The 22,259-nt window shown below is 66.1% G+C and carries 21 protein-coding genes; 14 read left to right on the top strand and 7 right to left on the bottom strand.

What is annotated here, in order from left to right; translation table 11 throughout:
* Positions 1-3 precede the first annotated feature (3 nt).
* On the top strand, positions 4-927 hold the full coding sequence (locus tag AC1D3B_RS13360; RefSeq protein WP_478191140.1) for a polysaccharide deacetylase family protein: 924 nt from the start codon (positions 4-6) through the stop codon (positions 925-927).
* Here the strand turns inward: AC1D3B_RS13360 and AC1D3B_RS13355 are convergent.
* Together AC1D3B_RS13355 and AC1D3B_RS13350 are read right to left on the bottom strand one after the other, a co-directional pair.
* The gene (locus AC1D3B_RS13355; protein ID WP_478191139.1) at positions 924-1,076 is read right to left on the bottom strand and encodes a hypothetical protein; all 153 of its coding nucleotides are present in this window, start codon (positions 1,074-1,076) and stop codon (positions 924-926) included. The two genes, AC1D3B_RS13360 and AC1D3B_RS13355, sit on opposite strands and share 4 nt — an antisense overlap.
* A 130-nt stretch (positions 1,077-1,206) precedes the next feature.
* On the bottom strand, positions 1,207-2,115 hold the full coding sequence (locus AC1D3B_RS13350) for a LysR family transcriptional regulator (protein WP_478191138.1): 909 nt from the start codon (positions 2,113-2,115) through the stop codon (positions 1,207-1,209).
* A gap of 211 nt (positions 2,116-2,326) precedes the next feature.
* Between AC1D3B_RS13350 and AC1D3B_RS13345 the strand changes: the two genes are divergently transcribed.
* The 10 genes from AC1D3B_RS13345 (at position 2,327) to AC1D3B_RS13300 (ending at position 13,080) form a co-directional block, all read left to right on the top strand.
* On the top strand, positions 2,327-3,181 hold the full coding sequence (locus tag AC1D3B_RS13345; protein WP_478191189.1) for a sterol desaturase family protein: 855 nt from the start codon (positions 2,327-2,329) through the stop codon (positions 3,179-3,181).
* Positions 3,182-3,245: 64 nt separating this feature from the next.
* A complete protein-coding gene (locus AC1D3B_RS13340) occupies positions 3,246-4,880 on the top strand; it encodes an AMP-binding protein (RefSeq protein WP_478191137.1) in 1,635 nt (544 codons plus the stop codon).
* A 165-nt stretch (positions 4,881-5,045) separates the two neighbouring features.
* Positions 5,046-5,591 carry an N-acetyltransferase family protein gene (locus AC1D3B_RS13335; protein WP_478191136.1) on the top strand — a complete coding sequence of 182 codons (546 nt, stop codon included), beginning with the start codon at positions 5,046-5,048 and terminating at the stop codon, positions 5,589-5,591.
* Positions 5,592-5,676: 85 nt separating this feature from the next.
* Positions 5,677-8,007, top strand: a complete 2,331-nt coding sequence (locus AC1D3B_RS13330) for a DUF3141 domain-containing protein (RefSeq protein ID WP_478191135.1) — start codon at positions 5,677-5,679, stop codon at positions 8,005-8,007.
* 7 nt (positions 8,008-8,014) lie between these two features.
* Positions 8,015-8,983 (top strand): phosphate acetyltransferase, encoded by a 969-nt coding sequence (locus tag AC1D3B_RS13325; RefSeq protein WP_478191188.1) that lies wholly within the window; start codon positions 8,015-8,017, stop codon positions 8,981-8,983.
* Between the two features lie 4 nt (positions 8,984-8,987).
* On the top strand, positions 8,988-10,190 hold the full coding sequence (locus AC1D3B_RS13320; protein ID WP_478191134.1) for an acetate/propionate family kinase: 1,203 nt from the start codon (positions 8,988-8,990) through the stop codon (positions 10,188-10,190).
* Positions 10,191-10,192: 2 nt separating this feature from the next.
* Positions 10,193-10,969, top strand: coding sequence for an enoyl-ACP reductase FabI (gene fabI / locus AC1D3B_RS13315; RefSeq protein ID WP_478191187.1), 777 nt, complete (start codon positions 10,193-10,195; stop codon positions 10,967-10,969).
* Between the two features lie 28 nt (positions 10,970-10,997).
* Positions 10,998-11,252, top strand: a complete 255-nt coding sequence (locus tag AC1D3B_RS13310; RefSeq protein ID WP_478191133.1) for an RNA recognition motif domain-containing protein — start codon at positions 10,998-11,000, stop codon at positions 11,250-11,252.
* 8 nt (positions 11,253-11,260) lie between these two features.
* Complete coding sequence (locus AC1D3B_RS13305) at positions 11,261-12,295, top strand: hypothetical protein (protein ID WP_478191132.1); 1,035 nt, start codon at positions 11,261-11,263, stop codon at positions 12,293-12,295.
* A gap of 167 nt (positions 12,296-12,462) precedes the next feature.
* On the top strand, positions 12,463-13,080 hold the full coding sequence (locus tag AC1D3B_RS13300) for a retropepsin-like aspartic protease family protein (RefSeq protein WP_478191131.1): 618 nt from the start codon (positions 12,463-12,465) through the stop codon (positions 13,078-13,080).
* Positions 13,081-13,108: 28 nt separating this feature from the next.
* On the opposite strand, the gene AC1D3B_RS13295 is transcribed toward AC1D3B_RS13300, so the two are convergent.
* Genes AC1D3B_RS13295 through AC1D3B_RS13285 form a run of 3 tightly spaced genes read right to left on the bottom strand, consistent with a single transcriptional unit; the run spans position 13,109 to position 17,950 of the window.
* Positions 13,109-15,115 (bottom strand): acetyl/propionyl/methylcrotonyl-CoA carboxylase subunit alpha, encoded by a 2,007-nt coding sequence (locus tag AC1D3B_RS13295; protein ID WP_478191130.1) that lies wholly within the window; start codon positions 15,113-15,115, stop codon positions 13,109-13,111.
* Between the two features lie 20 nt (positions 15,116-15,135).
* Entirely contained in the window at positions 15,136-16,755 is a 1,620-nt protein-coding gene (locus tag AC1D3B_RS13290; RefSeq protein ID WP_478191129.1) for an acyl-CoA carboxylase subunit beta, read from the bottom strand.
* 19 nt (positions 16,756-16,774) lie between these two features.
* The gene (locus AC1D3B_RS13285) at positions 16,775-17,950 is read right to left on the bottom strand and encodes an acyl-CoA dehydrogenase family protein (protein WP_478191128.1); all 1,176 of its coding nucleotides are present in this window, start codon (positions 17,948-17,950) and stop codon (positions 16,775-16,777) included.
* Between the two features lie 144 nt (positions 17,951-18,094).
* Here AC1D3B_RS13285 and AC1D3B_RS13280 point away from each other — a divergent pair, with 144 nt between their 5' ends.
* Both AC1D3B_RS13280 and AC1D3B_RS13275 read left to right on the top strand, forming a co-directional pair.
* Positions 18,095-19,990 (top strand): acyclic terpene utilization AtuA family protein, encoded by a 1,896-nt coding sequence (locus AC1D3B_RS13280; protein ID WP_478191127.1) that lies wholly within the window; start codon positions 18,095-18,097, stop codon positions 19,988-19,990.
* A 67-nt stretch (positions 19,991-20,057) separates the two neighbouring features.
* A complete protein-coding gene (locus tag AC1D3B_RS13275; RefSeq protein ID WP_478191126.1) occupies positions 20,058-20,336 on the top strand; it encodes a hypothetical protein in 279 nt (92 codons plus the stop codon).
* Positions 20,337-20,340: 4 nt separating this feature from the next.
* Here the strand turns inward: AC1D3B_RS13275 and AC1D3B_RS13270 are convergent, their stop codons facing one another.
* Entirely contained in the window at positions 20,341-20,790 is a 450-nt protein-coding gene (locus AC1D3B_RS13270) for an H-NS histone family protein (protein ID WP_478191125.1), read from the bottom strand.
* A gap of 297 nt (positions 20,791-21,087) precedes the next feature.
* Here AC1D3B_RS13270 and AC1D3B_RS13265 point away from each other — a divergent pair, with 297 nt between their 5' ends.
* Positions 21,088-21,726, top strand: coding sequence for a response regulator transcription factor (locus AC1D3B_RS13265; RefSeq protein WP_478191124.1), 639 nt, complete (start codon positions 21,088-21,090; stop codon positions 21,724-21,726).
* A 45-nt stretch (positions 21,727-21,771) separates the two neighbouring features.
* Here AC1D3B_RS13265 and AC1D3B_RS13260 read toward each other — a convergent pair whose 3' ends face one another.
* Positions 21,772-21,969: a hypothetical protein gene (locus tag AC1D3B_RS13260; protein WP_478191123.1), complete on the bottom strand. Its 198-nt coding sequence runs from the start codon at positions 21,967-21,969 to the stop codon at positions 21,772-21,774.
* Positions 21,970-22,259 lie beyond the last annotated feature (290 nt).

The raw sequence follows: 22,259 nt of genomic DNA, 5'->3' as shown, positions 1-22,259 counted from the left end.
CCCATGGCGTGCATTGCACTCAAGGTCGACGTCGACACTTTTCGCGGTACTCGCGAAGGCGTGCCCCGGTTGGTGTCGATCCTGAGAATGGTCGGCGCAAGGGCGACGTTCCTTTTCAGCCTCGGGCCCGACCACACCGGCAGGGCCATCCTGCGGGTATTCCGTCCCGGCTTCCTGAGCAAGGTGGCACGCACCTCCGTGCTCGAGCACTATGGCCTGCGCACGCTGCTCAACGGCGTTCTCCTGCCGGGCCCCGACATCGGAAAGCGCGAAGCGGCCACCCTGCGGGCCGTCCGCGATGCCGGCTTCGAAGTCGGCGTGCATTGCTGGGACCACATCGACTGGCAGGACCACCTCCTCAACCGCGACCCCGAGTGGACCGCGCGCCAGATGAAGCGCGCCGTGGATCGGCACACGGAAGTCTTCGGCTCACCGCCGCGGCTGCATGGCGCGGCCGGATGGCAGTTCAATGCCGCGGCCGCGCAGGCGGAGACCGCGCTGGGCATCCAGGTGGCTTCGGACACGCGTGGATCGGAGCCTTTCATCCCGGTGTCCGACGACGGGCGCGCCATCGGGCCGCCGCAGTTCCCGACCACGCTGCCGACGCTCGACGAGTTGATCGGCATCGATGGTATCGATGCGGACAACGTCCATGCGCATCTGCTGTCGCTCACGGCCGATCCTGACCGGGACCACGTCTACACCCTGCATGCCGAACTCGAAGGCATGAAGCTCATGCCGGCCTTCGAGCGACTGCTGCAAGGCTGGAAGGCGCAGGGCCACAGCCTCGTCGCGCTCGGCGATCTGGCCGCAGCGACGGAACCGTCGGACCTTCCTCGCCACCGCCTGGTGCAGGGCGAGGTCGCGGGCCGCTCGGGGCTGCTGGCCGTCCAGGGTGACGCGTGGACTCCGGTCGCCGCCAGCTAGCCTCCACCCGCATCGGCGTATTGCTGCACCTGGCATGCGTAGCTGCCCGGTGCAGCCGTGCAGGCTGTCGCCGGTCTCGGCCCGGACGCAGTCCCGGCGCAGCCGGCGAGGATCAGCAGAAGCATCGCGATCGCAGTTCGTCTCAACATTCGTCTCCTTGAGGGCTACGGGCTCCGGCGGGTCAACCAACGTTGGCCGTGCACCATGATAGGGATACCCGGCTGACTCAGGGCTGGAATCGGAGCGCGTGTTGTGGCTTCGAAGGAACAGGCTGCAGCTTCAGGCTACCGCTATCGAGCCCGCCGCCGGCAGCCTGCCGATGATGAGTTCGGCCATCGGCGACGGTGTGCGGCCTCGCAGCGTGGCCACGCCCACTTTCGTTGCGAGGTGCGGCAGCCCCGTGACCTGCACCGGATGGAGCCTGCCCTCCGCCACCTCCCGCACGACGGCGGCATGCGTGGCGGCCAGTACCGAGTCGCAGGCGAGCGCGATGTTCTTCAGCACGCCGACGTCGTCGCATTCCAGGGCCAGCGGGAGTTCGTCCGACGACCCGATGCCCAGCATGCGGGACAACGCGGTGCGCACGTCCACAGGCAGCCTCACGGACAGCAGGCCATGCGCCCAGAGCTGCTTCAGCGACACGTGTCCGCGCCCGGCCAAGGGGTGGCCGGTGCGAACGTAGAACCCCCCCGGCTCGCTGCGCAACGCCTGGACCTGAAGATTGGGGTCGGCGGGCAAGTCCCTGACATCGGCGATGAAGAACTCGATGTCTTCCTCGATGAGGCGCTTCAGCAGCAATTGCCAGTTGCTGATCTCGACGCGCAGCTTGATGCCCGGAAACTCTTGCCGCAGCGCCGTCAGTAGCGGCGCCAGGAAGGTCGCGGCCGGAAAGGGGCCGGCGCCGAAGGCCGTGTCGCCCAGGCCGCGGCTGCGGTAGAGCTCGACGTCGCGCTCCAGGCAGCGGCTGTTGAACACCAGTTGCCGGGCGCGTGCGACGACGAATTCACCGGCCGGCGTCGGGACCACCTCCTGCGTTCCGCGATCGAACAACTGCAGCCCCAGCTCGGATTCGGCCGCCTGGATGCTGCGCGTCAGGGCCGGCTGGCTGAGATGCACCTGCTCGGCCGCGCGGATGAAGCTTCGCCGGTCCGCGACCGCGACGATGTGTGCCCAGCGCTTGAGGTCCATGAGCCGTTCCTTCGTTGGCGATTGCGTTCGCTGCATCGATTCTTGACCAACTATGCATTGGACTCAATCGGGGTTCACCTGAACAATCGCCCCATTCCAAGAGCCCCGGCGTTCAGACACAGGACCCGGCCCGCCCAAACAACGCCAAGGAGACAACCTGGTGAACCTGATCCAAAACGTCGTGCTCGTCACGATCATCCTGTTCTTTGCCATGCTGGAGATCCGCTCCGGCAAGCATGAACGCTTCAACGTCACCAAGGACGACACCAAGCTGGAACTGTTCATGTTCCTCGCGCTGCTGGCGGTGTCGCAGCCCTTCATCTTCGGGGTGACGGGCAAGCTGAGCGAACTGGCGATGCCCGATCAGCGCGGTGCATGGGCGCACCTGCCGTGGTGGGCCATGGGCGCGATCCTGCTGGTCGCGGACGACATGACGCAGTACTGGTGGCACCGCATCTCGCACTCTCCCCTGCTCTGGCCGCTGCATCGTGCGCACCACACGGCGCACTACATGAGCATCCGCATCACTTACCGCAACAACTTCTTCTACTACCTGATGATGCCGGGCCTGTGGGCTTCCGGCGTGCTCATCTACCTGGGTTTCGGCGATGCCTATCTCGTCTACATCGTGGTCAAGCTGACGGTGATCCTGGGTGCGCACAGTGCCGTGCCGTGGGATGCCCCGCTCTATCGCATCAAGTGGCTGCACCCCCTCGCCTGGGTGCTGGAACGCACGATCTCGACGCCGGCCACGCACTGGGCGCACCACGCGCTCACCAACGACGACGGCATCGGGCACTACAAGGGCAACTTCGGCAACCTGCTGTTCGTCTGGGACCTGATCTTCGGCACGGCCAAGATCACCCGTCGCTACCCCGCCAGGGTCGGTCTGCAGGACGACCTGGTCTTTGGCAAGGAGCGCTGGTTCGTGGAGATGTTCTATCCCCTCATCCACTCGCGGCGCGCCCACTCGGCCCTGGTGCCCGGCGGCCGGGCCTACGTGGAGCCCGAGGCCGGCGCCGAAGCTCGACAAGAGCCGCAGACGGCCGCCGCAACAAATACCTGAGCGTCGTTCCGAAGCGGACCGACGCCCGGATCACACCCCGAATTCAATCAAATAAGGAGACCGAATGACGCAGAGACATTGGCAGGCCAGCTATGGCAACACGCCCAACGAGATCAACCCCGATGCCTACCGTTCGGTCGTGGACATGATGGACCAGGCCATGAAGCGCTTCGCGAATCGCCCGGCGATGCGCTGCGCAGGCCAGACGCTGACCTACGCCGACATCGACCGTCTCTCGCGCGATTTCGCGGCCTACTTGCAGGGCACCCTGGGCGTGAAAAAGGGCGACCGCATCGCCGTGATGACGCCCAACCTGCTGGCCTTCCCGATCGCCTTTCTCGGCATCGTCCGCGCCGGCGCCGCACAGGTGAACGTCAATCCGCTGTACACGCCACGCGAACTCGAACACCAGCTGAATGACGCCGGTGTCGAGACGCTCATCGTTTTCAGCGGTGTCACCGCCACGGTGGCCGAGGTGTCGGGCAAGACCGGGCTCAAGACCATCGTCACGGTCGGGGTGGGCGACGGCAGCGGCGCCACCCTGCCCAGCCCGCCCGTGGACGCGCGCCTGACCGGCGCCGTCGCCTTCACCGACGCACTGGCCGAAGGCGCCGGGCAGCCGTTCACGCCGGTCGACGTGAATGGCGACGACCTGCTTTTCCTGCAATACACCGGCGGTACCACCGGCCTGTCCAAGGGCGCGGCGCTGACGCATCGCAACCTCGTGGCCAACACCGAGCAGTTCAAGGCCTTCATGCCGGAAGTCCTGCGCCCGGGCCAGGAAGTCGTCGTCACGGCCATTCCGCTGTATCACATCTTCGCTCTGATGGTGAACTTCATCAGCTACTTCTCGGTCGGCGCCGACAACTGGCTCGTGCCCAATCCGCGCGACTTCGACAGCTTCCTCGACACGATGAAGAGGGCACGCCCCACTGTGTTCATGGGCGTCAACACGCTCTACGCCGGCTTGGTGGCGCATCCGAAGAGCAAGGAGATCGACTGGTCCAACCTGCGCCTCGCGGGCGGTGGCGGCGCGGCCGTGATCGGCGCGGTGTCCGACAAGTGGCGCGCGATGACTGGCACCTTCATCCGCGAAGGCTACGGCCTGTCGGAAACATCGCCCGTCCTGACTTTCAATCCGACCTCGGTGCAGGACTTCACCGGCACCACGGGCTTGCCGATGCCGTCGACCGACATCAAGCTGCTGGACGAAGACGGCCGCGAAGTCGCCATCGGCGAGGCCGGCGAGATCTGCGCCAAAGGCCCGCAGGTGATGGGCGGCTACTGGCAGCAGCCCGAGGCCAATGCCACCGCATTCACCGCGGACGGCTACTTCCGCACCGGCGACATCGGCATCTTCGACGCGCAAGGCTTCCTGAAGATCGTGGACCGCAAGAAGGACATGGTCATTGTCTCGGGCTTCAACGTGTACCCCAACGAAGTCGAAGCGGTGGCCACCGCCTGCCCGGGTGTCGTCGAATGCGCGTGCGTCGGCGTGCCTGACGAGAAATCGGGCGAAGCGGTGAAGCTCTTCGTGGTCAAGGCGGCGAATGCCTCCCTGGACGAGGCCGGACTCATCGCACATTGCCGCGCGCAACTCACCGCCTACAAGGTGCCCCGGATCGTGCGCTTCGTCGAGGCCTTGCCCAAGTCCACGGTGGGCAAGATTCTGCGTCGCGAATTGCGCGATGCAGCATGAGCCTGGATGAACCTCCTGTCCAAGCCGAACCGGAGCCGTCGCGCACTGGCAGCCTGACGTTGACACCGCGTCAGCGTTGAATCAAAGTGTTCGCCCGGAACTCCACGGGCTGCACATCGAGATGGTCAACCTGCAGGCGTGGGTCCAGAAGACGGGAACGCCGACGTGACCGACCCTGCCGACGAACCACTGATGCACGTGGCAGCGCTGCGTGGGGGGCGCCGCGTCACGGTGCGGGCGATCTGCCCGGACGACAGCGAGGCATTCGAAAGCGCCTTCCAGCGCCTTTCGCCCGGCTCGCGCTACACACGCTTCTTCGCCCCTCTGCGCGAATTGCCGCCCGCGATGCTCGACGCCGCCACGCACCCCCACGCCGATCGCGAGGTGGCCCTCGTGGCGGTCGACGGCGAAAGCGCCGGGCAACGGATCGTCGGTGGCGGCCGCTTTGCCTGGACGCCGGGCAAGGACTCCTGCGAGTTCGCGGTCACGATAGCGGATGACTGGCAGGGAATCGGCCTCGCGCGCCACATGATGGAAAGCCTGATCGCGTTGGCCCGCGCCCGTGGCCTGCGGCGGATGGAAGGCTACGTGCTGCCCGACAACGCGGGCATGCGCGGACTGGCGCGACGGCTCGGGTTCACGGACACGGTGTGCCCCGACGACCGCACCCTCCGCCTGGTGGCCCTTGATCTGGATCAATCGTCGGTGTAACTCTTTGCTCACTGTCATTACCGGCGAAAGCGCTGCTGCTAAAAAGTGCAGAGCGCAATATCGCGGTCCCGCAGGAGGATTCACCATGGACGCAGCAGCCCGGCTTGCAAGTCGTCAGCGCGTCGGCACCCAGGTCGCCGAGGTCTTCAGCAAGCGCATGCAGGTGGCGAACGAGAAGTTCGCCAACCGCGTCAAGCATGCATTCGAAGATGAAGTAGCCAGTCCGCTCGCCGGCATGGCGTCGATGGACCCGCTGGCGTGGTTCAGCTATTCGGTCGACGCGGCGCAGCGCTCGATCCTCTTCTGGAACACGCTGCGCCAGCGCGGCGACAACTTCATCGACAACACCTCGAAGGGGCTCAAGCCCGTCCTGCATTTCGAGTCCGAGACGGTGCTCGACGGGCGCACCTTCGAACGCCCGGTCAACTACGCGCTGCTGCGCATCACGCCGCCCGAGGGCGTCACGGTGAACGCACGGCTGCGGCCCTACATCATCATCGACCCGCGCGCAGGCCACGGGCCCGGCATCGGCGGCTTCAAGGACGATTCCCAGGTGGGCGTGGCGCTGAGCGCCGGACACCCGGTCTACTTCGTCATCTTCTTCCGCGACCCGGAGCCCGGCCAGACCCTGCTCGATGTCTGCGAAGCCGAACAGCGTTTCGTGAAGACGGTGCGCGAGTTGCATCCGTCCAGCGAGAAGCCCGCCATCGTCGGAAATTGCCAGGGCGGCTGGGCGGCGATGATGCTGGCCGCCTCCGACCCGGACGACACGGGCCCGATCGTCATCAACGGCGCACCGATGTCCTATTGGGGCGGCGCCTGGAGCGCCGGCGAAGGCGACAACCCGATGCGCTATTCCGGCGGCATGCTCGGCGGCTCCTGGCTTGCGTCGCTGACGGCAGACCTCGGCAATGGCAAGTTCGACGGCGCCCACCTGGTGCAGAACTTCGAGAACCTGAATCCGGCCAACAGCCTCTGGGATAAGTACTACCACCTGTTCGACAAGGCCGACACGGAGCCGCCGCGCTTTCTCGAATTCGAACGCTGGTGGGGCGGCTACTACCTCATGAACCGCGAGGAGATCGAATGGATCACCCGCAACCTCTTCGTCGGCAACAAGCTCTGGAGCGGTGACGTCAGGAACGCGAGCGGCAAGGCCTTCGACTTGCGCGACATCCAGTCCCCCATCGTGCTGTTCGCCTCGATGGGCGACAACATCACGCCGCCACAGCAGGCCTTCAACTGGGTGGCGGATGTCTACGGCAGCACCGAGGAGATCAAGACGCGCGGCCAGGTCATCGTCGGTCTGCTGCATCAGGACATCGGCCACCTGGGCATCTTTGTGTCGGGCAAGGTGGCGAAGAAGGAGCACTCGCAGATCGTGTCGGTGCTGGAATCGATCGAAGGGTTGCCGCCGGGCCTGTACGGCATGGAGATCACCGAGACCCCGGGCAAGGGCGGGAAGGTCGAGTACGAGGTCGAATTCCGCGAGCACCGGCTCGAAGACATCGCGGCACGCCTGAACCGCTTCCAGCGTGTCGACGAAAAGCCTTTCGAAGCCGTGGCCAAACTCTCGGATTTCAACCAGCTCGCCTACGAAATCTTCGCGCGCCCGTTCGTGCAGGCGACGTCGAACGAGCAGACCGCCAGGATGCTTCGCGCCTTCCATCCCTTGCGCGTCCAGAACTGGGCGCTTTCGCAATTCAACCCCTGGATGGCGTGGCTTGCGCCCGCGGCGCAGACGGTCACGGCGCGGCGCCGGGCGCTCGACGAGAAGCACCCGTTGCGCAAGGCCGAGAACCGCCATGCCGAATTGTTCAGCGCGATGCTTGACCACTACCGTGCGATTCGCGACGCGATGACGGAGGCCGGCTTTTTCGCCACCTACGCCACGACGCCGGCGCCGTCGACCGTCTCCGAAGGGGTGCCGGCACCGATCGCCCCGGCCGCCGACGCCCGCGACATGCCGATCGTGCGCGATGCGTTGGCGTCGATCGAGCACGGCGGCTACGTCGAGGCCCTGGCGCGCGTGGCCTTCCTGCTCATGCGCCACGGCGAACCGCTGCCCCTGTCCCGCCTGGAATTGCGCAAGGAATTGCTGCCGGACTATGCGGACTATCTGCCCGGCATGTCGCCGCACGACTGGCGCCGGATTCGCGGCGAGCAGGAAATCGTCGCGCGCTACGAGCCCGACCGCGCCATCGACACCCTTCCCCTGCTGCTGGACGACCCCGCCGATCGCGAGCGGCTGGTCGCGCTGCTCGAGAAGCTGACCGCCGACCGGCGCGTGCAGGCCACGGCGCCCACGCAAGTCCAGATGGCCATGATGCAACGCATCAGGGAGGTCCTTGGCGTGAAGCCCGCGCACAAGATCGGTGCCGCCCCGCGCAAGCGCGCGGTCGCGCGGCGCGCCTAGGTCTTGCATCCTTTCGACCAAGCAGACCAGGAGCGCCATGCACACGCCACACGCCAAGTACCAGCGCCTGATCGACTTCTGCCGGACGCTCCCGCCGACGCCCGTCGCCGTGGCGCATCCGTGCGACGCCAGCTCGCTCGCGGGCGCTGTCGAGGCGGCGCAACTCGGGCTGATCGCGCCGATCCTGGTCGGTCCGCGCGAACGCATCCTCGCCGTGGCCGCGGCCGGCGGGCTCGATGTATCGGGCCTGCCGATCGTCGATGCGCCCTACAGCCAGGCTTCGGCGGCCGCCGCCGTGCAGTTGGTGCGCGAGGGCAAGGCCGAAGCCCTGATGAAGGGCAGCCTGCACACGGACGAACTGATGGCCGCTGTAGTAAAGGGCGACTCGGGATTGCGGACCGCCCGGCGCGTCAGCCACTGCTTCGTGATGGACGTGCCGGGGCACGACGATGCACTCATCATCACCGACGCGGCCATCAACATCGCGCCGACCCTGGCGGACAAGGCCGACATCCTGCAGAACGCGATCGACCTCGCGCATGCGCTTCGCGTTCCCGAGGTCCGGGTGGCGATTCTGTCGGCGATGGAAACGGTCAATCCCAAGGTTCCCTCGACCGTGGAAGCCGCCGCGCTGTGCAAGATGGTCGACCGCCGCCAGATCACCGGCGCCCTCGTCGACGGGCCCCTGGCGCTGGACAACGCCATCAACGTCGAGGCGGCCAGGATCAAGAACATCGACTCGCCGGTGGCGGGACGGGCCAACGTGCTGCTGGTGCCTGACCTCGAAGCCGGCAACATGCTGGCCAAGAGCCTGACCTTCCTGGCCGGCGCGGATTGCGCGGGCATCGTGCTCGGCGCACGGGTACCCATCATCCTGACCAGCCGGGCCGACTCGGTGATCGCGCGGCTCGCCTCGTGCGCCGTCGCGGCGCTGGTCGCTCAAGCACGCCGCGAAGGCGTGAAGACACTGGGCTGACAGCATGGCCGATGTCGTCCTCGTCCTCAATGCCGGGTCGTCGAGCATCAAGTTCCGTGCGTTCGATGCGGACGGCGAGGACAACGCCCTGTTGCTGCGCGGCCAGATCGAAGGTCTCTACACCGCGCCAAAGTTCACCGCCAAGGGTGCGGACGGTGCGGAGGTCGGTGCGCATGCCTGGGCGCCAGGCACCGAACTCGGGCATGAAGGAGCCATCGGCTATCTCACCCAATTTCTCCAGGACCACCGCGAGGGTCATCGGCTTGCCGCAGTGGGGCATCGCGTGGTGCACGGCGGGCTGGACTTCGTGCGGCCCGTGCGCGCCACGCCCCAAGTGATCGCCGCGCTGCGCAAGCTGAGTCCGCTGGCCCCACTGCACCAGCCGCACAACCTCGCGCCGATCGAGGCGATCGCCCGGCTCCAACCGCATTTGCCCCAGGTGGTCTGCTTCGACACGGCCTTTCATCGTGGCCAGCCCGAAGTGGCGCAGGCCTTCGCTCTGCCGCCTTCCATCACCGGCAGGGGCGTCCGGCGTTACGGTTTTCATGGACTCTCGTACGAGTACGTCGCCAGCGTGCTGGGCCAGTTCGATCCGCTCGCCGCCACAGGGCGCACCGTGGTCGCCCACCTGGGCAACGGCAGCAGCATGTGCGCGATGATCGGCGGCCGGAGCGTGGCCAGCACGATGGGGTTCACGGCGGTCGATGGTCTGCCCATGGGTACGCGATGCGGCAGCCTGGACCCCGGCGTGCTCATCTACCTGATGGACGAAATGGGCATGGATGCGCGCGCCATCGAGGACCTCATCTACAAGCAGTCGGGGCTGCTGGGCGTCTCGGGTCTGTCGAGCGACATGCGGGCACTGCTGGCCAGCGAGGATGCCCGCGCCCGCCTCGCGGTCGACCTGTACGTCTATCGCCTCGGTCGTGAGCTCGGCTCGCTCGCGGCGGCGGCCGGAGGGCTGGACGCGCTTGTCTTCACCGCCGGCATCGGCGAACATGCAGCGGTGATCCGCGAGCGCGTGTGCCGTGGCGCCGAATGGCTGGGGATCACGCTCGATGCCGCGGCCAACCGCACCGACGGGCCGCGCATCAGCACGAAGGACAGCCAGGTGTCGGTGTGGGTGGTGCCGACCGACGAAGAACTGATGATCGCGCGCCATACGCTCGCGGTCGTGGCGACTGCTCGACAGGGAAACTCATCGTGAGCATGGACATTCCCCAGCCGGTACTGAAGGACGCCAAGGTGCTCGTGTGCGGCATCGCCAACGAGCATTCGATCGCCTATGGCTGCGCGAAGGCCTTCCACGAACTCGGTGCGCAACTGGCCATCACCTACCTGAACGAGAAGTCCAAGGGCTATGTGGAGCCGCTGGCGCGTGAGATGCAGGCGCCGCTCCTGTTGCCGCTGGACGTCTCGCAGCCGGGCGAACTCGAGGCCGTGTTCGCCGAGATCGAGAAGACCTGGGGCCGGCTCGACGTGCTGGTGCACTCCCTGGCCTGGGCACCGAAGGATGACTTGCAGGGCGGTTTGCTGAGTTGCTCGGCCGAAGGCTTTGCCAAGGCGATGGACATCTCGTGCCACTCCTTCATCCGCATGGCGCGCCTCGCGGCGCCGCTGATGAAGGACGGAGGCACCATGTTCACCATGAGCTACTACGGCGCCAACAAGGTCGTGCCCAACTACAACGTGATGGGGCCCGTGAAGGCGGCGCTGGAAGCCGCCTCGCGCTACCTTGCCTACGAACTCGGCCCCCAGGGCATCCGCGTGCACCCGGTATCGCCGGGGCCGCTCAAGACGCGGGCCGCTTCCGGCCTCAAGGACTTCGACCTGCTGCTCACCGAAGCGGCCCAGCGCGCACCGCTCGGCGAACTGGTCGACATCATGGATGTCGGCTTTACCTGCGCATTTCTCGCGACCCCCTATGCCCGACGCCTGTCGGGCGAGACGGTGTACGTCGACGGCGGCGTGCACGTGATGGCCTGATCCCCAGGCAGCAACCCAGGAGGACACCATGAGCCGTCTATTGCTCACCAACCTCGACCCGGACGTCACCGACGACGACATCAAGGAATTCCTGGCCAAGTACGGCTTTCCGCCGTGCGACGAAATCCACCGCGAGAAGGCCGAGAGTTCGCGCCCCGGCGCGATAGTGACGTTCGAAGGCATCGACCCCACGGCGCTGGGCAAGCTGCAGGAACGTATCCACAACCTGTTCTGGCACAAGCGCACGCTCAGCGCCCAGGTGCTGCGCGACCACTTCAGCTGAAGCGCAGCATGGGGATCATCGCCCGGCTTTTCGGCCGAGACGGCGGTCACGCACCGGCCAGCGATCCGCGGCTCGGCGAGATGGTCGAGCGCGTGATCGCCCTGAGCCCGCGGCTTCGACACGCATCCCGCTGCCAGGCGAGGCTCGAGGCGTCGGTCGGCAAGGGGCTGGCGTACATCCGCGGTCTGGTGGCTTCGTGGCCGGATGCGCGCGAAGCCAGCGTGGCGGCCTGGTCGACGGACCCCTGCATCCGGGCTTTCTTTGGCGCGGCGGACGACGTCTCGCGCGTCATCGCCCAGTCGGAGCCGCTGCGTGCCCTCTTCGACGCCAACGCCGGGCTCACGGAGGCTCATGCCGTACTCGGCATGGCGTTTTCGGAACGACGCACGCTGGGCGTCGCGCTGCAAGGCCAGGCGACGCGCCACGATGTCGAGCAGACCACCGTGAGCTTCGGCGACCACAAGCTCAGGCTGTGCGGACCCGACGTCGCCGCGCTCGCGGAAGAGGTCGTGGAGCGACTGGTCGACCAGTTGATGCTCGAAGCGCTGGCGCGCGTGGCAGCGGACACGAGCCGCCGTGAAGATCTGGAGCAGGAACGCGCCCTGCTCGCGACACGGTTGCGCCTGCTCGAACGACAGGGCACCACCGGCATGCGCTCGATGGTCGGCGCCGACGGCGCGGCAGCCCCGGCGCAGGATGCCGCCCGGCTGCGCGAACAACTCGAGGAAAACGATGCCGAGCTCCGTGCCCTGGGCACCCGGGCCGAGACCCTGGACCGGCAACTCGAGACCGTCTGCACCGCGTTCTCGGAGGCCGGGGAGTTGCTGCAGGTCAGCCACCGGCGCATGCACCTGAGCCGGATGAACGTGCTGTTGTCCGAAGCCGAGGCGGCCGACGGAGCCGGTGCCGAAGTCGAGTTCGACATCGCCCGCGTGCCCGGCGACCCGCCGCAGGAACGGGCCTTCGCGCTCGTGCGCCTGCATCGCTCGCACCTCGGCGAGGCGAGGAACCCGCTGGACGAAGCGGATCGCCTCCTGGTCTAGGCCGGGCGCGAATGGGATGGCGTCATGTGCCGATGCGCCGCATCGCCGACGAACGCATGCCGTCGATCGGGCGCCGGAAACCGCTTGGCCGACGTCGGCATTGGATGACATGATGCCGGCATGGGTGGGAGCATCGTGGAGTCCGTCCAACGACGCGAGGTGACGCCATGTCGAATCACTCCAGTTGCAAGCCGAAGTGGCGCGGTGCCGTGGCGCTCGCTGCAACGGCTTCCTGCTTCATGCTCATGCAGTCGCCGGCCTCGGCGGAGCCCGTGTTCCGATGCGGCAAGACCTACACGAACGTCCCATGGGGCCAGGGTGCGACGACGGGGGTTCCCAAGGGCTGCGTGCTGGTCGACACCACGAACCCGCCCCAGGGCAAGGGAGAGTTCATCGCCGTCGATGGCTCCAGGCAGGTCACGGTGCCGATCGGGCAGGACGGCCGGTTCTGGATTCGGGGCACGGTAAACGGCTTTCCGGTCCAGTTCGTCATCGACAAGGGCGCGACGGTCCACGCCGGCGTCGTCGTCACCGAGGACTTCGCGGCCCGGGCCAACCTGATCGGGGGCGCGCCGGCGCACATACAGACTGCAGGCGGCATCGTGGACGGGCGTCGCATCGAGCGTGTGGCGATGACTTTCGGACCCTTCAAGGTGCCGGTGTCGACGGTGCTCGTCGGGCCGGTCGGTGGCAAATCGGTCGACGCCGTCCTCGGTCAGGAATTGCTCTCGCTCTTCGACATCACGGCCAACGACCGTGAGATGACGATCGCCAGCAGGCAATAGCCGTTCCGGTTCCGGTTCCGGTTCCGGCTCAGGCCGGGGCGCCAGCCCCTTCCTGGGCGATGGCTTCGATCTCGGCGACGACCCGGCTGGCCGCGATCTGGTCGCCTGTCCCGACGTGCAGGGCCGTGACCTTGCCGGCGACGGGCGCCGCATGAACATGCTCCATCTTCATCGCTTCCAGCGTGACGATCGGCTGCCCGGCACGCACGATGTCGCCAACGCCGACCATGACAGCGACCACCCGCCCGTTCATCGATGCGCGAAGCCTGCCGTCGCTGGTCGCCCCGCCTTGCCGGCTGGATGCGGCGCGTGTCTTGTCCTCGACGTGCACGGGCATTCCGCGACAGTGGAGCCACAGCGTCGTGCCATCGCGATGGAAGGCGGCGCTCTCCTGCACGCCGTCGCAGACGAAACGCAGCAAGGCCTCGCTCAGGTCAAGGAGTTTGATCTCGAAAGCCTGCCCCTCCATGGTCACGCGAAACGACCGGTCATGTGCAATGGCGATGCTCGCGTTCACCGAACGACCGCCCATATCGAAGCACAGCGAGATCGGCAACCGGTGCGGCAGGCGCCGGGCGCCCGGGCTCTGGCGACTATCGCCGGCGCTTTCATGCAGGAGCACGGCCGCCAGGGCCGCTGCCCGACCGTGCAGGGCCACATCCTTCGCGAGCAGCGCTTCCTGATGCTGGGCGATGAAGGCCGTGGTTGCGCTGCCCTCGGCAAACACCGGATGCGCCAGGCATCGTTGCAGGAAGAACTGGTTGGTCGTGACACCAAGGGCCACCGCGTCCTGCAGGCCGGATGCGAGCTTTCGCCGCGCCTCGTCGCGAGTGCGGCCGTGGCTGACGAGCTTCGCAATCATTGAATCGTAGAAAGGTGGGATTTCGGCGCCTGAATCCAGCGCTTCTTCCACGCGCAGGCCGGCGGGCATCCTCCACAGCGCCATCGTGCCGCTTCGGGGCACGAAGCCCTGGTCGGCATCCTCCGCGCAGAGCCGGACCTCGATCGCATGGCCGTGGAATTGCACCTGGTCCTGCGAGAGCGTCAGCGGCTCGCCCGCGGCAATGCGCAATTGCAGTTCGACGAGATCGAGCCCGGTGACCGACTCGGTCACTGGATGTTCGACCTGCAGCCGGGTGTTCATCTCCATGAAGTAGAAATTGCGATCCTTGTCGAGCAGGAATTCGAGCGTGCCCGCGCCTTCGTAGCGAATGGCCTTGATGGCGGCGACGGCCGTCGCACCCATGCGGGCCCGCAATTCGGCGTTCACCGCCGGCGACGGCGCTTCCTCGATGAGTTTCTGGTGGCGTCGTTGTACCGAGCAATCCCGTTCGCCGAGGTGGATGGCATGCCCGTAGCGGTCGGCGAAAACCTGGATCTCGATGTGCCGGGGCTCCACGATGGCGCGTTCGAGGATCACCTCGGGATCGCCGAATGCGCCCTGGGCTTCCGAACGCGCGCTGCGGAGCAGTTCGGGGAACTCTGCGGCCGAAGAAACCAGCCGCATGCCGCGCCCTCCTCCACCGGAAGCCGCCTTGATCATGACGGGAAAGCCGATGCGCCCGGCTTCGGCGGCGAGGCGATCTTCGCTCTGGTCATCCCCCTGGTAGCCGGGGATGCAGGGAACGCCCGCCGCCTTCATGAGCGTCTTCGCGCCGGCCTTGTGACCCATCGATGCGATGGCCTCGGCCGAAGGACCGATGAAGACCAGACCGGCGTCCTTGCAGGCTCGGGCGAAATCCTCGTTCTCCGCGAGAAAGCCGTAGCCCGGATGCACGGCGTCCGCGCCGCTGAGCTTCGCCGCATCGATGATCGCGTCGATCCACAGGTACGACTGCGCCGGCAGTGGCTCGCCGATACAAACCGCCTGGTCGGCCTCGCGCACGTGGCGCGCGCCGGCGTCGGCCGTCGAATACACGGCCACGGTGCGGTAGCCGAGGGCGTGTGCGCTGCGGATGATCCGCAGCGCAATCTCGCCGCGGTTGGCGATCAGGATCTTTCTGAACGGCGTCGGGGACAGTGTCGAGGCAGTCATGAAGCGTGTCCGTGAGAGGTTCAGGGGCGTGCAACGGAAAACTGCATCGGTTGCGGCTGTCGCAGTTCCGCCTCGCGACAGATCGAGAGCACCTTCGCAAGCACCGCCCGCGTGTCGCGCGGATCGATGACGCCGTCGTCGAGCACGCGCGCGCTGGTGGTGAACACGCTCATCTGGCTGTCGAAGCGGTCGATGATCCGGCGTTCCAGCTCATCGAGCTTGGCCTGGTCGACCTCGCCCTTTCGCTTCATGGCCGCCTCGGTGACGATGACCATCGTCTTCGCGGCCTGCTCGCCGCCCATCACCGCCGTCTTGGCGTTGGGCCACGAGAAGCAGAAGCGCGGATGAAAGCCGCGGCCGCACATGCCGTAGTTGCCGGCGCCGAAGGACGCGCCGCAGTAGATCGTGATCTGCGGCACCGTCGCATTGGTCACGGCCTGGATCATCTTGGAGCCGTGCTTGATGATGCCTGCCTCCTCGTAGGCCTTGCCGACGATGTAGCCGGTGGTGTTGTTGAGGTAGATGATCGGCGTTTTCGACTGGCAACAGGCCTGTATGAAATGCGTGGCCTTGGTGGCGCCGGCCGGATCGATCGGTCCGTTGTTGGTGACGATGCCGACCGGCAGTCCTTCGATCTTGCAGTGGCCGACCACCGTGGCGCTGCCGTAGTTCTCGCCGAACTCCAGGAACTCCGAGTCGTCGGCGATGCGGGCAATGACTTCCTTCATGTCCACCGGCCGCTTGGGGTCCATGGGCATGATGCCCAGCAGTTCCTCGGCGTCGTAGCGCGGAGGCTTGTAGTTGACCGGGCGCTCGGGCGGCATGTCACGGTTCCAGTCGATGTGAGCCAGGATCTCGCGCGCGATGCGGATGGCGTCTCGATCGTCCTCGGCCAGGTAGTCGCCAAGGCCGGAGATCGAGGTGTGCATGAGCGCGCCGCCCAGTTCTTCCTCGGTCGCGATCTCGCCCGTCGCGGCCTTCAGCAGCGGCGGGCCTGCGAGGAAGGCACGGGAGCGATCCCGCACCATCACGATGTAGTCCGACAGGCCCGTCTGGTAGGCGCCGCCCGCGGTGGATGAGCCGTGCGTGACGGTGATCACCGGCAACCCGGCCGCCGACATGCGTGCGAGATTGCGGAACAGGCTGCCGCCGGTCACGAATTCCTCGACCTTGTAGGTCATCAGGTTGGCGCCCGCGCTTTCCACCAGTTGCACATAAGGCAGCTTGTTCTCCAGCGCCAGTTCCTGCACGCGCAATTGCTTCGGGATGCCCATCGGCTGCAATGCACCGGCGTCGATGCCGGAATCGGAGGCGTTCACCATGACGCGCACTCCCGACACCCACCCGATGCCGCTGATGACGCCGCCACCCGGCACGCTCTTCTCCAGGTCGGGGTTGTCCAGGCCCAGCCCGGCCAGCGAGCAGATCGGAAGAAAGGGCGTGCCGGGATCGAGCAGCAGTGACAGACGCTCGCGCGGCAGCAATTGCCCCCGCTTCTCGAAGCGATCGCGTGATCTGGCCGAGGTCTCAGTGCTGCGTTCCTCGTAGCCCTGCACCCGTTCGATCAGGGCCAGCATCCCTTCCCGATTCGCCTGGAAGGATTCGCTGCCGGTGGAGATGTTCGACTCGATGGTTGCCATGTGCCTTGCCCTTGTTGTCCTAGAGGCCGAGCTGGCGGGCTGCGAGATCCTTCATCACCTCTTCCGAGCCGCCGCCGATCATCATCACCTTCACCTCGCGGTAGATGCGCTCGCTCTTCGTGCCGCGCATGTAGCCCATGCCGCCGAGGAGTTGCACGGCCTGGTCCGCGCAGAACTGCATGGCTTGCGTCGCCTGCACCTTGGCCAGGCACACGCGGGCGACCAGCCGCGCCGGGTCGTCGAGCTGGTGCTGGATGCGATAGGTCAGGTCGTAGACAAGGGTGCGTGCCGCGTCGATGCGCAGGGTCATGTCCATCAGCTTGTGCCGCACCACCTGTCGGTCCGACAAGAACGTGCCGAAGGACACGCGCTGGCGCGTCCAGTCGACCGCCTCCTTCAGGCAGACTTCCGCCATGCCGCAGGCGAGCGCCGACATGAACAGCCGCTCCGAATTGAAGTTGTTCATGAAGGTCTTGAAGCCGCGGTGCTCCTCGCCCACGAGATGCGCGACCGGAACGCGGCAATTGTCGAAGCGCAGGTGCGCGGTGTCGGAGCTCCACCAACCCATCTTCCTGAGTGGGGTGCGCGTCAGCCCGGGCGTGTCGCCGTCGATCACCAGCACGGAGATGCCGCCGGCGCCCTTGTTCGAAGGGTCGGTCCGCACGGCGGTCGTGATGAAGTCGGCGCGAATGCCGGAGGTGATGAAGGTCTTCTCGCCGTTCACGACGTAGTGGTCGCCGTCGCGGATGGCGGTCGTGTGAAGGCTTGCAACGTCCGAGCCGCCCGAAGGCTCGGTCACAGCGAGCGCCGCGATCTTCTGCCCTGCGAGCACCGGCGGCAGCACGCGGCGTTTGAGCGCCTCGCTGCCGGCGGCAAGGATGGGCGGCAGGGCAATGCTGTGGGAATTGAGGGAGGCCTGGATGCCGCCGCAGCCGCACCGGGCAAACTCTTCCGCCACCACCACCTGGTAGAACAGGTCGGCCGGCGTGCCGCCGTATTCCTCAGGGTAGTTCAGGCCGAGCACGCCCATCTCGGCGGCGCGCTGGTACAGGGATCGCGGAAAGGTCTCCGCCTCGTCCCACTCGTTCACGAAGGGGGTGATTTCGCGCGCGATGAAGTCGCGCAGGCTGGCGCGGAACTGCTCGTGATCAGGACTGAAATAGAAAGGCAGCGGTGGCGCATCCAGAAATTCCATGGGTGACTCCTCTTGGCCGTGGAGGCTAGCCTTTGCGCTTGCGGAGGTCTTGCGCGGAGTGGCTATCGGTAGCGACTTGGCGCAAGCCTTTTCGAGACGTCTCCCGATAAGCTGGATGCATCGCGTTAGCGCAGGAAAAGAGCCATGACCGAATCAACCGTACAGAAGATCGTCCGCATCGGCGGTGCTTCGGGCTTCTGGGGCGACAGCATGGTGGCCGCTCCGCAACTGGTGAAGCTGGGCCGGCTCGACTACCTGGTGTTCGACTACCTGGCCGAGACCACGATGTCGATCCTCGCGGCGGCGCGGGCCCGGAAGCCGGAGATGGGCTACGCCACCGACTTCGTCGAGATCGCGATGAAGTCCGTGCTCGGCGAAGTGGAGCGGCAAGGCATCAAGGTGATCAGCAACGCGGGCGGCATCAATCCCCATGGGTGTGCCAGTGCGCTGCGGGCGATGGCGGAGGCCGAAGGCATCGCGCTGCGCATCGCCGTCGTCGAGGGCGATGACGTCAGCGCGCTCATGCCCGCGCTGCGCGAGCGCGGCGTGAAGGACATGTTCACCGGCGAGCAACTGCCGGACAAGGTGCTGAGCGCCAACGCCTACCTCGGTGCGGTGCCGATCGCAGAGGCGCTGGCGGCAGGCGCCGACGTGGTGATCACCGGCCGCTGCGTCGACAGTGCCGTCACCCTCGGTCCGCTGATGCACGAGTTCGGCTGGACGAGCGAGGACTTCGACCTGCTGGCCTCGGGCAGCCTCGCGGGCCACATCATCGAATGCGGTTGCCAGGCGACGGGCGGCCTGCACACGGACTGGGAAGACATCCCCGACTGGGCGAACATGGGCTATCCGATTGTCGAGTGCCATGCAGATGGGAGCTTCGTCGTCACGAAGCCCGAGGGCACCGGCGGCAAGGTGATCCGCGCCGCGGTCGCCGAGCAGATGCTCTACGAGATCGGCGACCCGGCTGCCTACATGCTGCCCGACGTGACCTGCGACTTCCGCCATGTCGTCATCGAGCAGCAGGCCGAGAACCGTGTGCATGTCAGCGCGGCAAAGGGCCGTGCGCCCTCCCCGACCTACAAGGTGTCCGCGACCGAGCTCGACGGCTTCCGTTGCGCCGGCAGCATGGTGATCATCGGCATCGACGCCGAGCGGAAGGCGCGGCGCACGGCCGAGGCCATCATCGAGCGAACGAGCCGCATCCTGCGCGAGAGCGGCCAGCCTCCTTTCACATCGACCCACATCGAAGTGATCGGATCGGAATCGCTGTACGGACCGCATGCACGGACCCGGCATGCGCGCGAGGTGATGATGCGCGTGGTGGCGAATCATCGGCAGAAGGCGGCGCTCGCGATGTTCGCGCGCGAGATCGCGCCGGCGGGCACCTCCTGGGCACCCGGCACGACGGGGCCCGGCGGTGGACGGCCGGCCGTGTCGCCGCTGATCAAGCCCTTCTCCTTCCTGCTCGAAAAGAACGATGTGCCGATGGCATTCGTGCTCGATGGCGAGCGTTGCCCGGTAGCGATGCCGGCGGTCGCAGGCGATGTCGAAGATCCCGCGGTCGAAATTTCAGCTGCATGGTCGGACTCCGACGAGCCGATGAGGGAAGTGAGGTTGATCGAGCTCGCGTACGCACGCAGCGGCGACAAGGGCAATCTCTCCAACATCGGGCTCGTCGCCCGCCGCCCCGAGTGGATGCCCCTGCTGTGGGACCGAGTGACGCCGCAGGCTGTGCGCGACTACTTCGCGCACCTCGTCCATGGTCCGGTCGAGCGCTTCTACCTGCCGGGCACTGCATCGATGAACCTCGTGCTGCACGACGCGCTCGATGGAGGTGGCCCTTCGTCGATGCGCATGGACCCGCTCGGCAAGGGCATGGCCCAGATGCTGCTCGACATGACGATCCGGATCCCGGTCACCGTGGCCGAAGCTGCAACGCGTGCGAATGCTCTCGTGGAGGTAGTTCGGACGCACCCGGAAAACAGAAGCACTGAGGCTCCCGTGCGTTCGCGGGGGACGGGTTCCCGCGAACTTTAGATTTCGCCGGCGGCCGTGACTTCCTACCTAGGGAGGCCGCTGCGCTCCGCGATCCAATGGGGGCCGCATGAACTTGATTTCACAGCGAATGAAGCCAGCCCTGAGCCTAGTCGTCGAAGAACCCATTGCCGGGCATTTCTATTGGTTGATTGTTCAACCGGGAGGCTGGCTTCGGCTTTCCCCCACGCTCATCGATTCCGCGACCGGACCGCTGCCTTCGTATCAGGCCGCACAGGAGGCCGGCCGCACGGTCCTGGCGACGATGCAGGCACCGGTCGATCGCCCCATTCCGAGCGGCTTCGGTGGCGCCTGGGACATCATGACGATGCCCGGCGCACTCGTCTGAGGCTTCAGCCTTTCAGTTCCTCGAGCGTCTTGCCGCTGGCCAGGGCCTCTTTCATCCAGCGCGGTTGAGGACCACGTCCAGTCCATGAGTTGCCGCTTCCGTCGCGATACAGCACCGACGAAGGCCGACGCTTGAACTTGCGGGTCTTGGCCTTGTTGCCGGGCGCCACTGCTGCAGCGCCGGTCATGAAATCTTCGAGCGACTTGCCCGACGCCAGCGCGTCGCGAAGCCAATGCGGGCGCGGACCGCGACCCGACCACGCATTGCCGTTGCCGTCGCTGTACCTGGCGCCCGTCGGTGACGCGGGCTTCGGAACGGCCTTCTTGCCGGCCGGGGCCGCGCCGAAGCCGAGTTGGCCCGCGGTCAACCCGTAGTGATCTATGGCCACCTTGATGCGCGAAATGACACCTGAAACTTCCTTCTCGCGAAGGGCGTCCGCCTGTCGTTGCAGCATTGAAATCTTCTTTTGAAGCTGGGAATAGGTCTGAGTCATGAGTCGCCTTTGTCAAATCAATCAAGGGCTATAGCTTAGTCCAATGCCTTGCATGTCCGGAAATCGTCATTTTCTTGACGCTGACATCCCTCCTCTTCAATGTTGGAAAGTTCCGGTGATTCGGGTTTCAAAGCAGGCCGAATGTGACAAACGCCTCATCGAGTCCATCTGCCGGAGGGCACCGTCATGCAATATAAGGCGCGCCATGCGAGGATCAAAAACTCTCAATCAACTCGACAGCCTGGACAAGAAGACGACATGAGCATTTACGTGATTGACGACCATCCACTCATCAGAGACGCAGTCTCCATGGTGCTGCGCAGAGTGCGTCCTGCGGCCAATATCGTCGAACTGGACCGCCTTTCCCGATTGGACGACGCCGTGGCAAAGCATGGCACCCCGGACCTTTTCTGCCTTGACTTGAATCTCCCGGACACCACGGGCTGTTCCGGCGTGATCGCGATAAAGCAGAGTTTCTCGAGCGTTCCGCTCGCGGTCTATTCGGCTTCTCCGGCGGCGGACATGGAGGCGCAATGCCTCGCGCACGGCGCCGACATCTATATCGACAAGGCCAGTGGCGCCACGCAGCTTGCTGCCTCGCTGCGAGCCCTGCTCATCGAAGACATCGAGAGCGACACCGACAGCGACGAGGCACCCGCGCCGGGCGGACGATTGACGAAGAGACAACGCCAACTGGTGCAATTGCTCAACGAAGGTCTCGGCAATCGCGAGATGGCGCAGCGCCTGGAGATCAGCGAAGACACCGTCAAGGTGCACATGTGGCGGCTTTACAAGCGCATCGGCGTCAGCAGCCGGACGCAGGCGCTGCACTATGCGAGAACGAATGGCCTGCTCTCGCCCCAGTCGGAGCAGTTCACGAGCGGCGCCGGGATCTGATCGAACCTCTCCCGCTGGAACTGGAAGATGCGGCCGCGAGGCCGGTCAACGGATCGTCGAAAGCCGTCCGAAGGCTGTTCCCGCACCCATCGTGGTGTTGCACTCCTTCACCAGCGCGGCGGACTGCGTGACCTGATCGGCCATTCGATCATTGAGCGGCCGCCCGCCCCGGTACAGGGGCACGACGAGGAACCAACCCGTCGCCGCCGCGCCCAATCCCGCGCCAATGCATAGCCAGTGCATGAATTCCATCCTCGACCTCTACGTGTTGTGAAGTTCAACAGTCTGCATCCGGGCCGGCTTCTTGTGCATCCGCCGTTTGGCGCATCCTGGGCAGTTGCTCACGCCGATGAGCGGTCAGAAGTCACGTTTGGGCCTGACTTTGCAAACGCGTGCCCTTGCCCGCCGCCGAATCGAGTCGAACCTCCGACTTCAATGCGCGAGCCAGGCGGGCGACCACCGAGAGACCCAGACCCACGCCATCCGCCGTCCGCGCTCCGCAGGCAGCTCATTGGCAAGTGCATGACGCCGCG

The sequence above is a fragment of the Variovorax sp. P5_A3 genome (assembly GCF_056400665.1).
Note: the sequence above shows the minus strand (reverse complement) of the source record. Positions and strands in the feature narration are given on the sequence as shown.

Bases quoted from the DNA above. Each gene is read 5' to 3' on its own strand.
- AC1D3B_RS13285 (WP_478191128.1), bottom strand. From the start codon at position 17,950: ATGGAATTTCTGGATGCGCCACCGCTGCCTTTCTATTTCAGTCCTGAT.
- AC1D3B_RS13310 (WP_478191133.1), top strand. From the start codon at position 10,998: ATGAGCCGTCTATTGCTCACCAACCTCGACCCGGACGTCACCGACGAC.
- AC1D3B_RS13305 (WP_478191132.1), top strand. From the start codon at position 11,261: ATGGGGATCATCGCCCGGCTTTTCGGCCGAGACGGCGGTCACGCACCG.
- AC1D3B_RS13360 (WP_478191140.1), top strand. From the start codon at position 4: ATGGCGTGCATTGCACTCAAGGTCGACGTCGACACTTTTCGCGGTACT.
- AC1D3B_RS13355 (WP_478191139.1), bottom strand. From the start codon at position 1,076: ATGTTGAGACGAACTGCGATCGCGATGCTTCTGCTGATCCTCGCCGGC.
- AC1D3B_RS13280 (WP_478191127.1), top strand. From the start codon at position 18,095: ATGACCGAATCAACCGTACAGAAGATCGTCCGCATCGGCGGTGCTTCG.
- AC1D3B_RS13290 (WP_478191129.1), bottom strand. From the start codon at position 16,755: ATGGCAACCATCGAGTCGAACATCTCCACCGGCAGCGAATCCTTCCAG.
- AC1D3B_RS13270 (WP_478191125.1), bottom strand. From the start codon at position 20,790: ATGCTGCAACGACAGGCGGACGCCCTTCGCGAGAAGGAAGTTTCAGGT.
- AC1D3B_RS13295 (WP_478191130.1), bottom strand. From the start codon at position 15,115: ATGACTGCCTCGACACTGTCCCCGACGCCGTTCAGAAAGATCCTGATC.
- AC1D3B_RS13265 (WP_478191124.1), top strand. From the start codon at position 21,088: ATGAGCATTTACGTGATTGACGACCATCCACTCATCAGAGACGCAGTC.
- AC1D3B_RS13320 (WP_478191134.1), top strand. From the start codon at position 8,988: ATGGCCGATGTCGTCCTCGTCCTCAATGCCGGGTCGTCGAGCATCAAG.
- AC1D3B_RS13260 (WP_478191123.1), bottom strand. From the start codon at position 21,969: ATGCACTGGCTATGCATTGGCGCGGGATTGGGCGCGGCGGCGACGGGT.
- AC1D3B_RS13345 (WP_478191189.1), top strand. From the start codon at position 2,327: ATGCTGGAGATCCGCTCCGGCAAGCATGAACGCTTCAACGTCACCAAG.
- AC1D3B_RS13350 (WP_478191138.1), bottom strand. From the start codon at position 2,115: ATGGACCTCAAGCGCTGGGCACACATCGTCGCGGTCGCGGACCGGCGA.
- fabI (WP_478191187.1), top strand. From the start codon at position 10,193: ATGGACATTCCCCAGCCGGTACTGAAGGACGCCAAGGTGCTCGTGTGC.
- AC1D3B_RS13275 (WP_478191126.1), top strand. From the start codon at position 20,058: ATGAACTTGATTTCACAGCGAATGAAGCCAGCCCTGAGCCTAGTCGTC.
- AC1D3B_RS13300 (WP_478191131.1), top strand. From the start codon at position 12,463: ATGTCGAATCACTCCAGTTGCAAGCCGAAGTGGCGCGGTGCCGTGGCG.
- AC1D3B_RS13340 (WP_478191137.1), top strand. From the start codon at position 3,246: ATGACGCAGAGACATTGGCAGGCCAGCTATGGCAACACGCCCAACGAG.
- AC1D3B_RS13330 (WP_478191135.1), top strand. From the start codon at position 5,677: ATGGACGCAGCAGCCCGGCTTGCAAGTCGTCAGCGCGTCGGCACCCAG.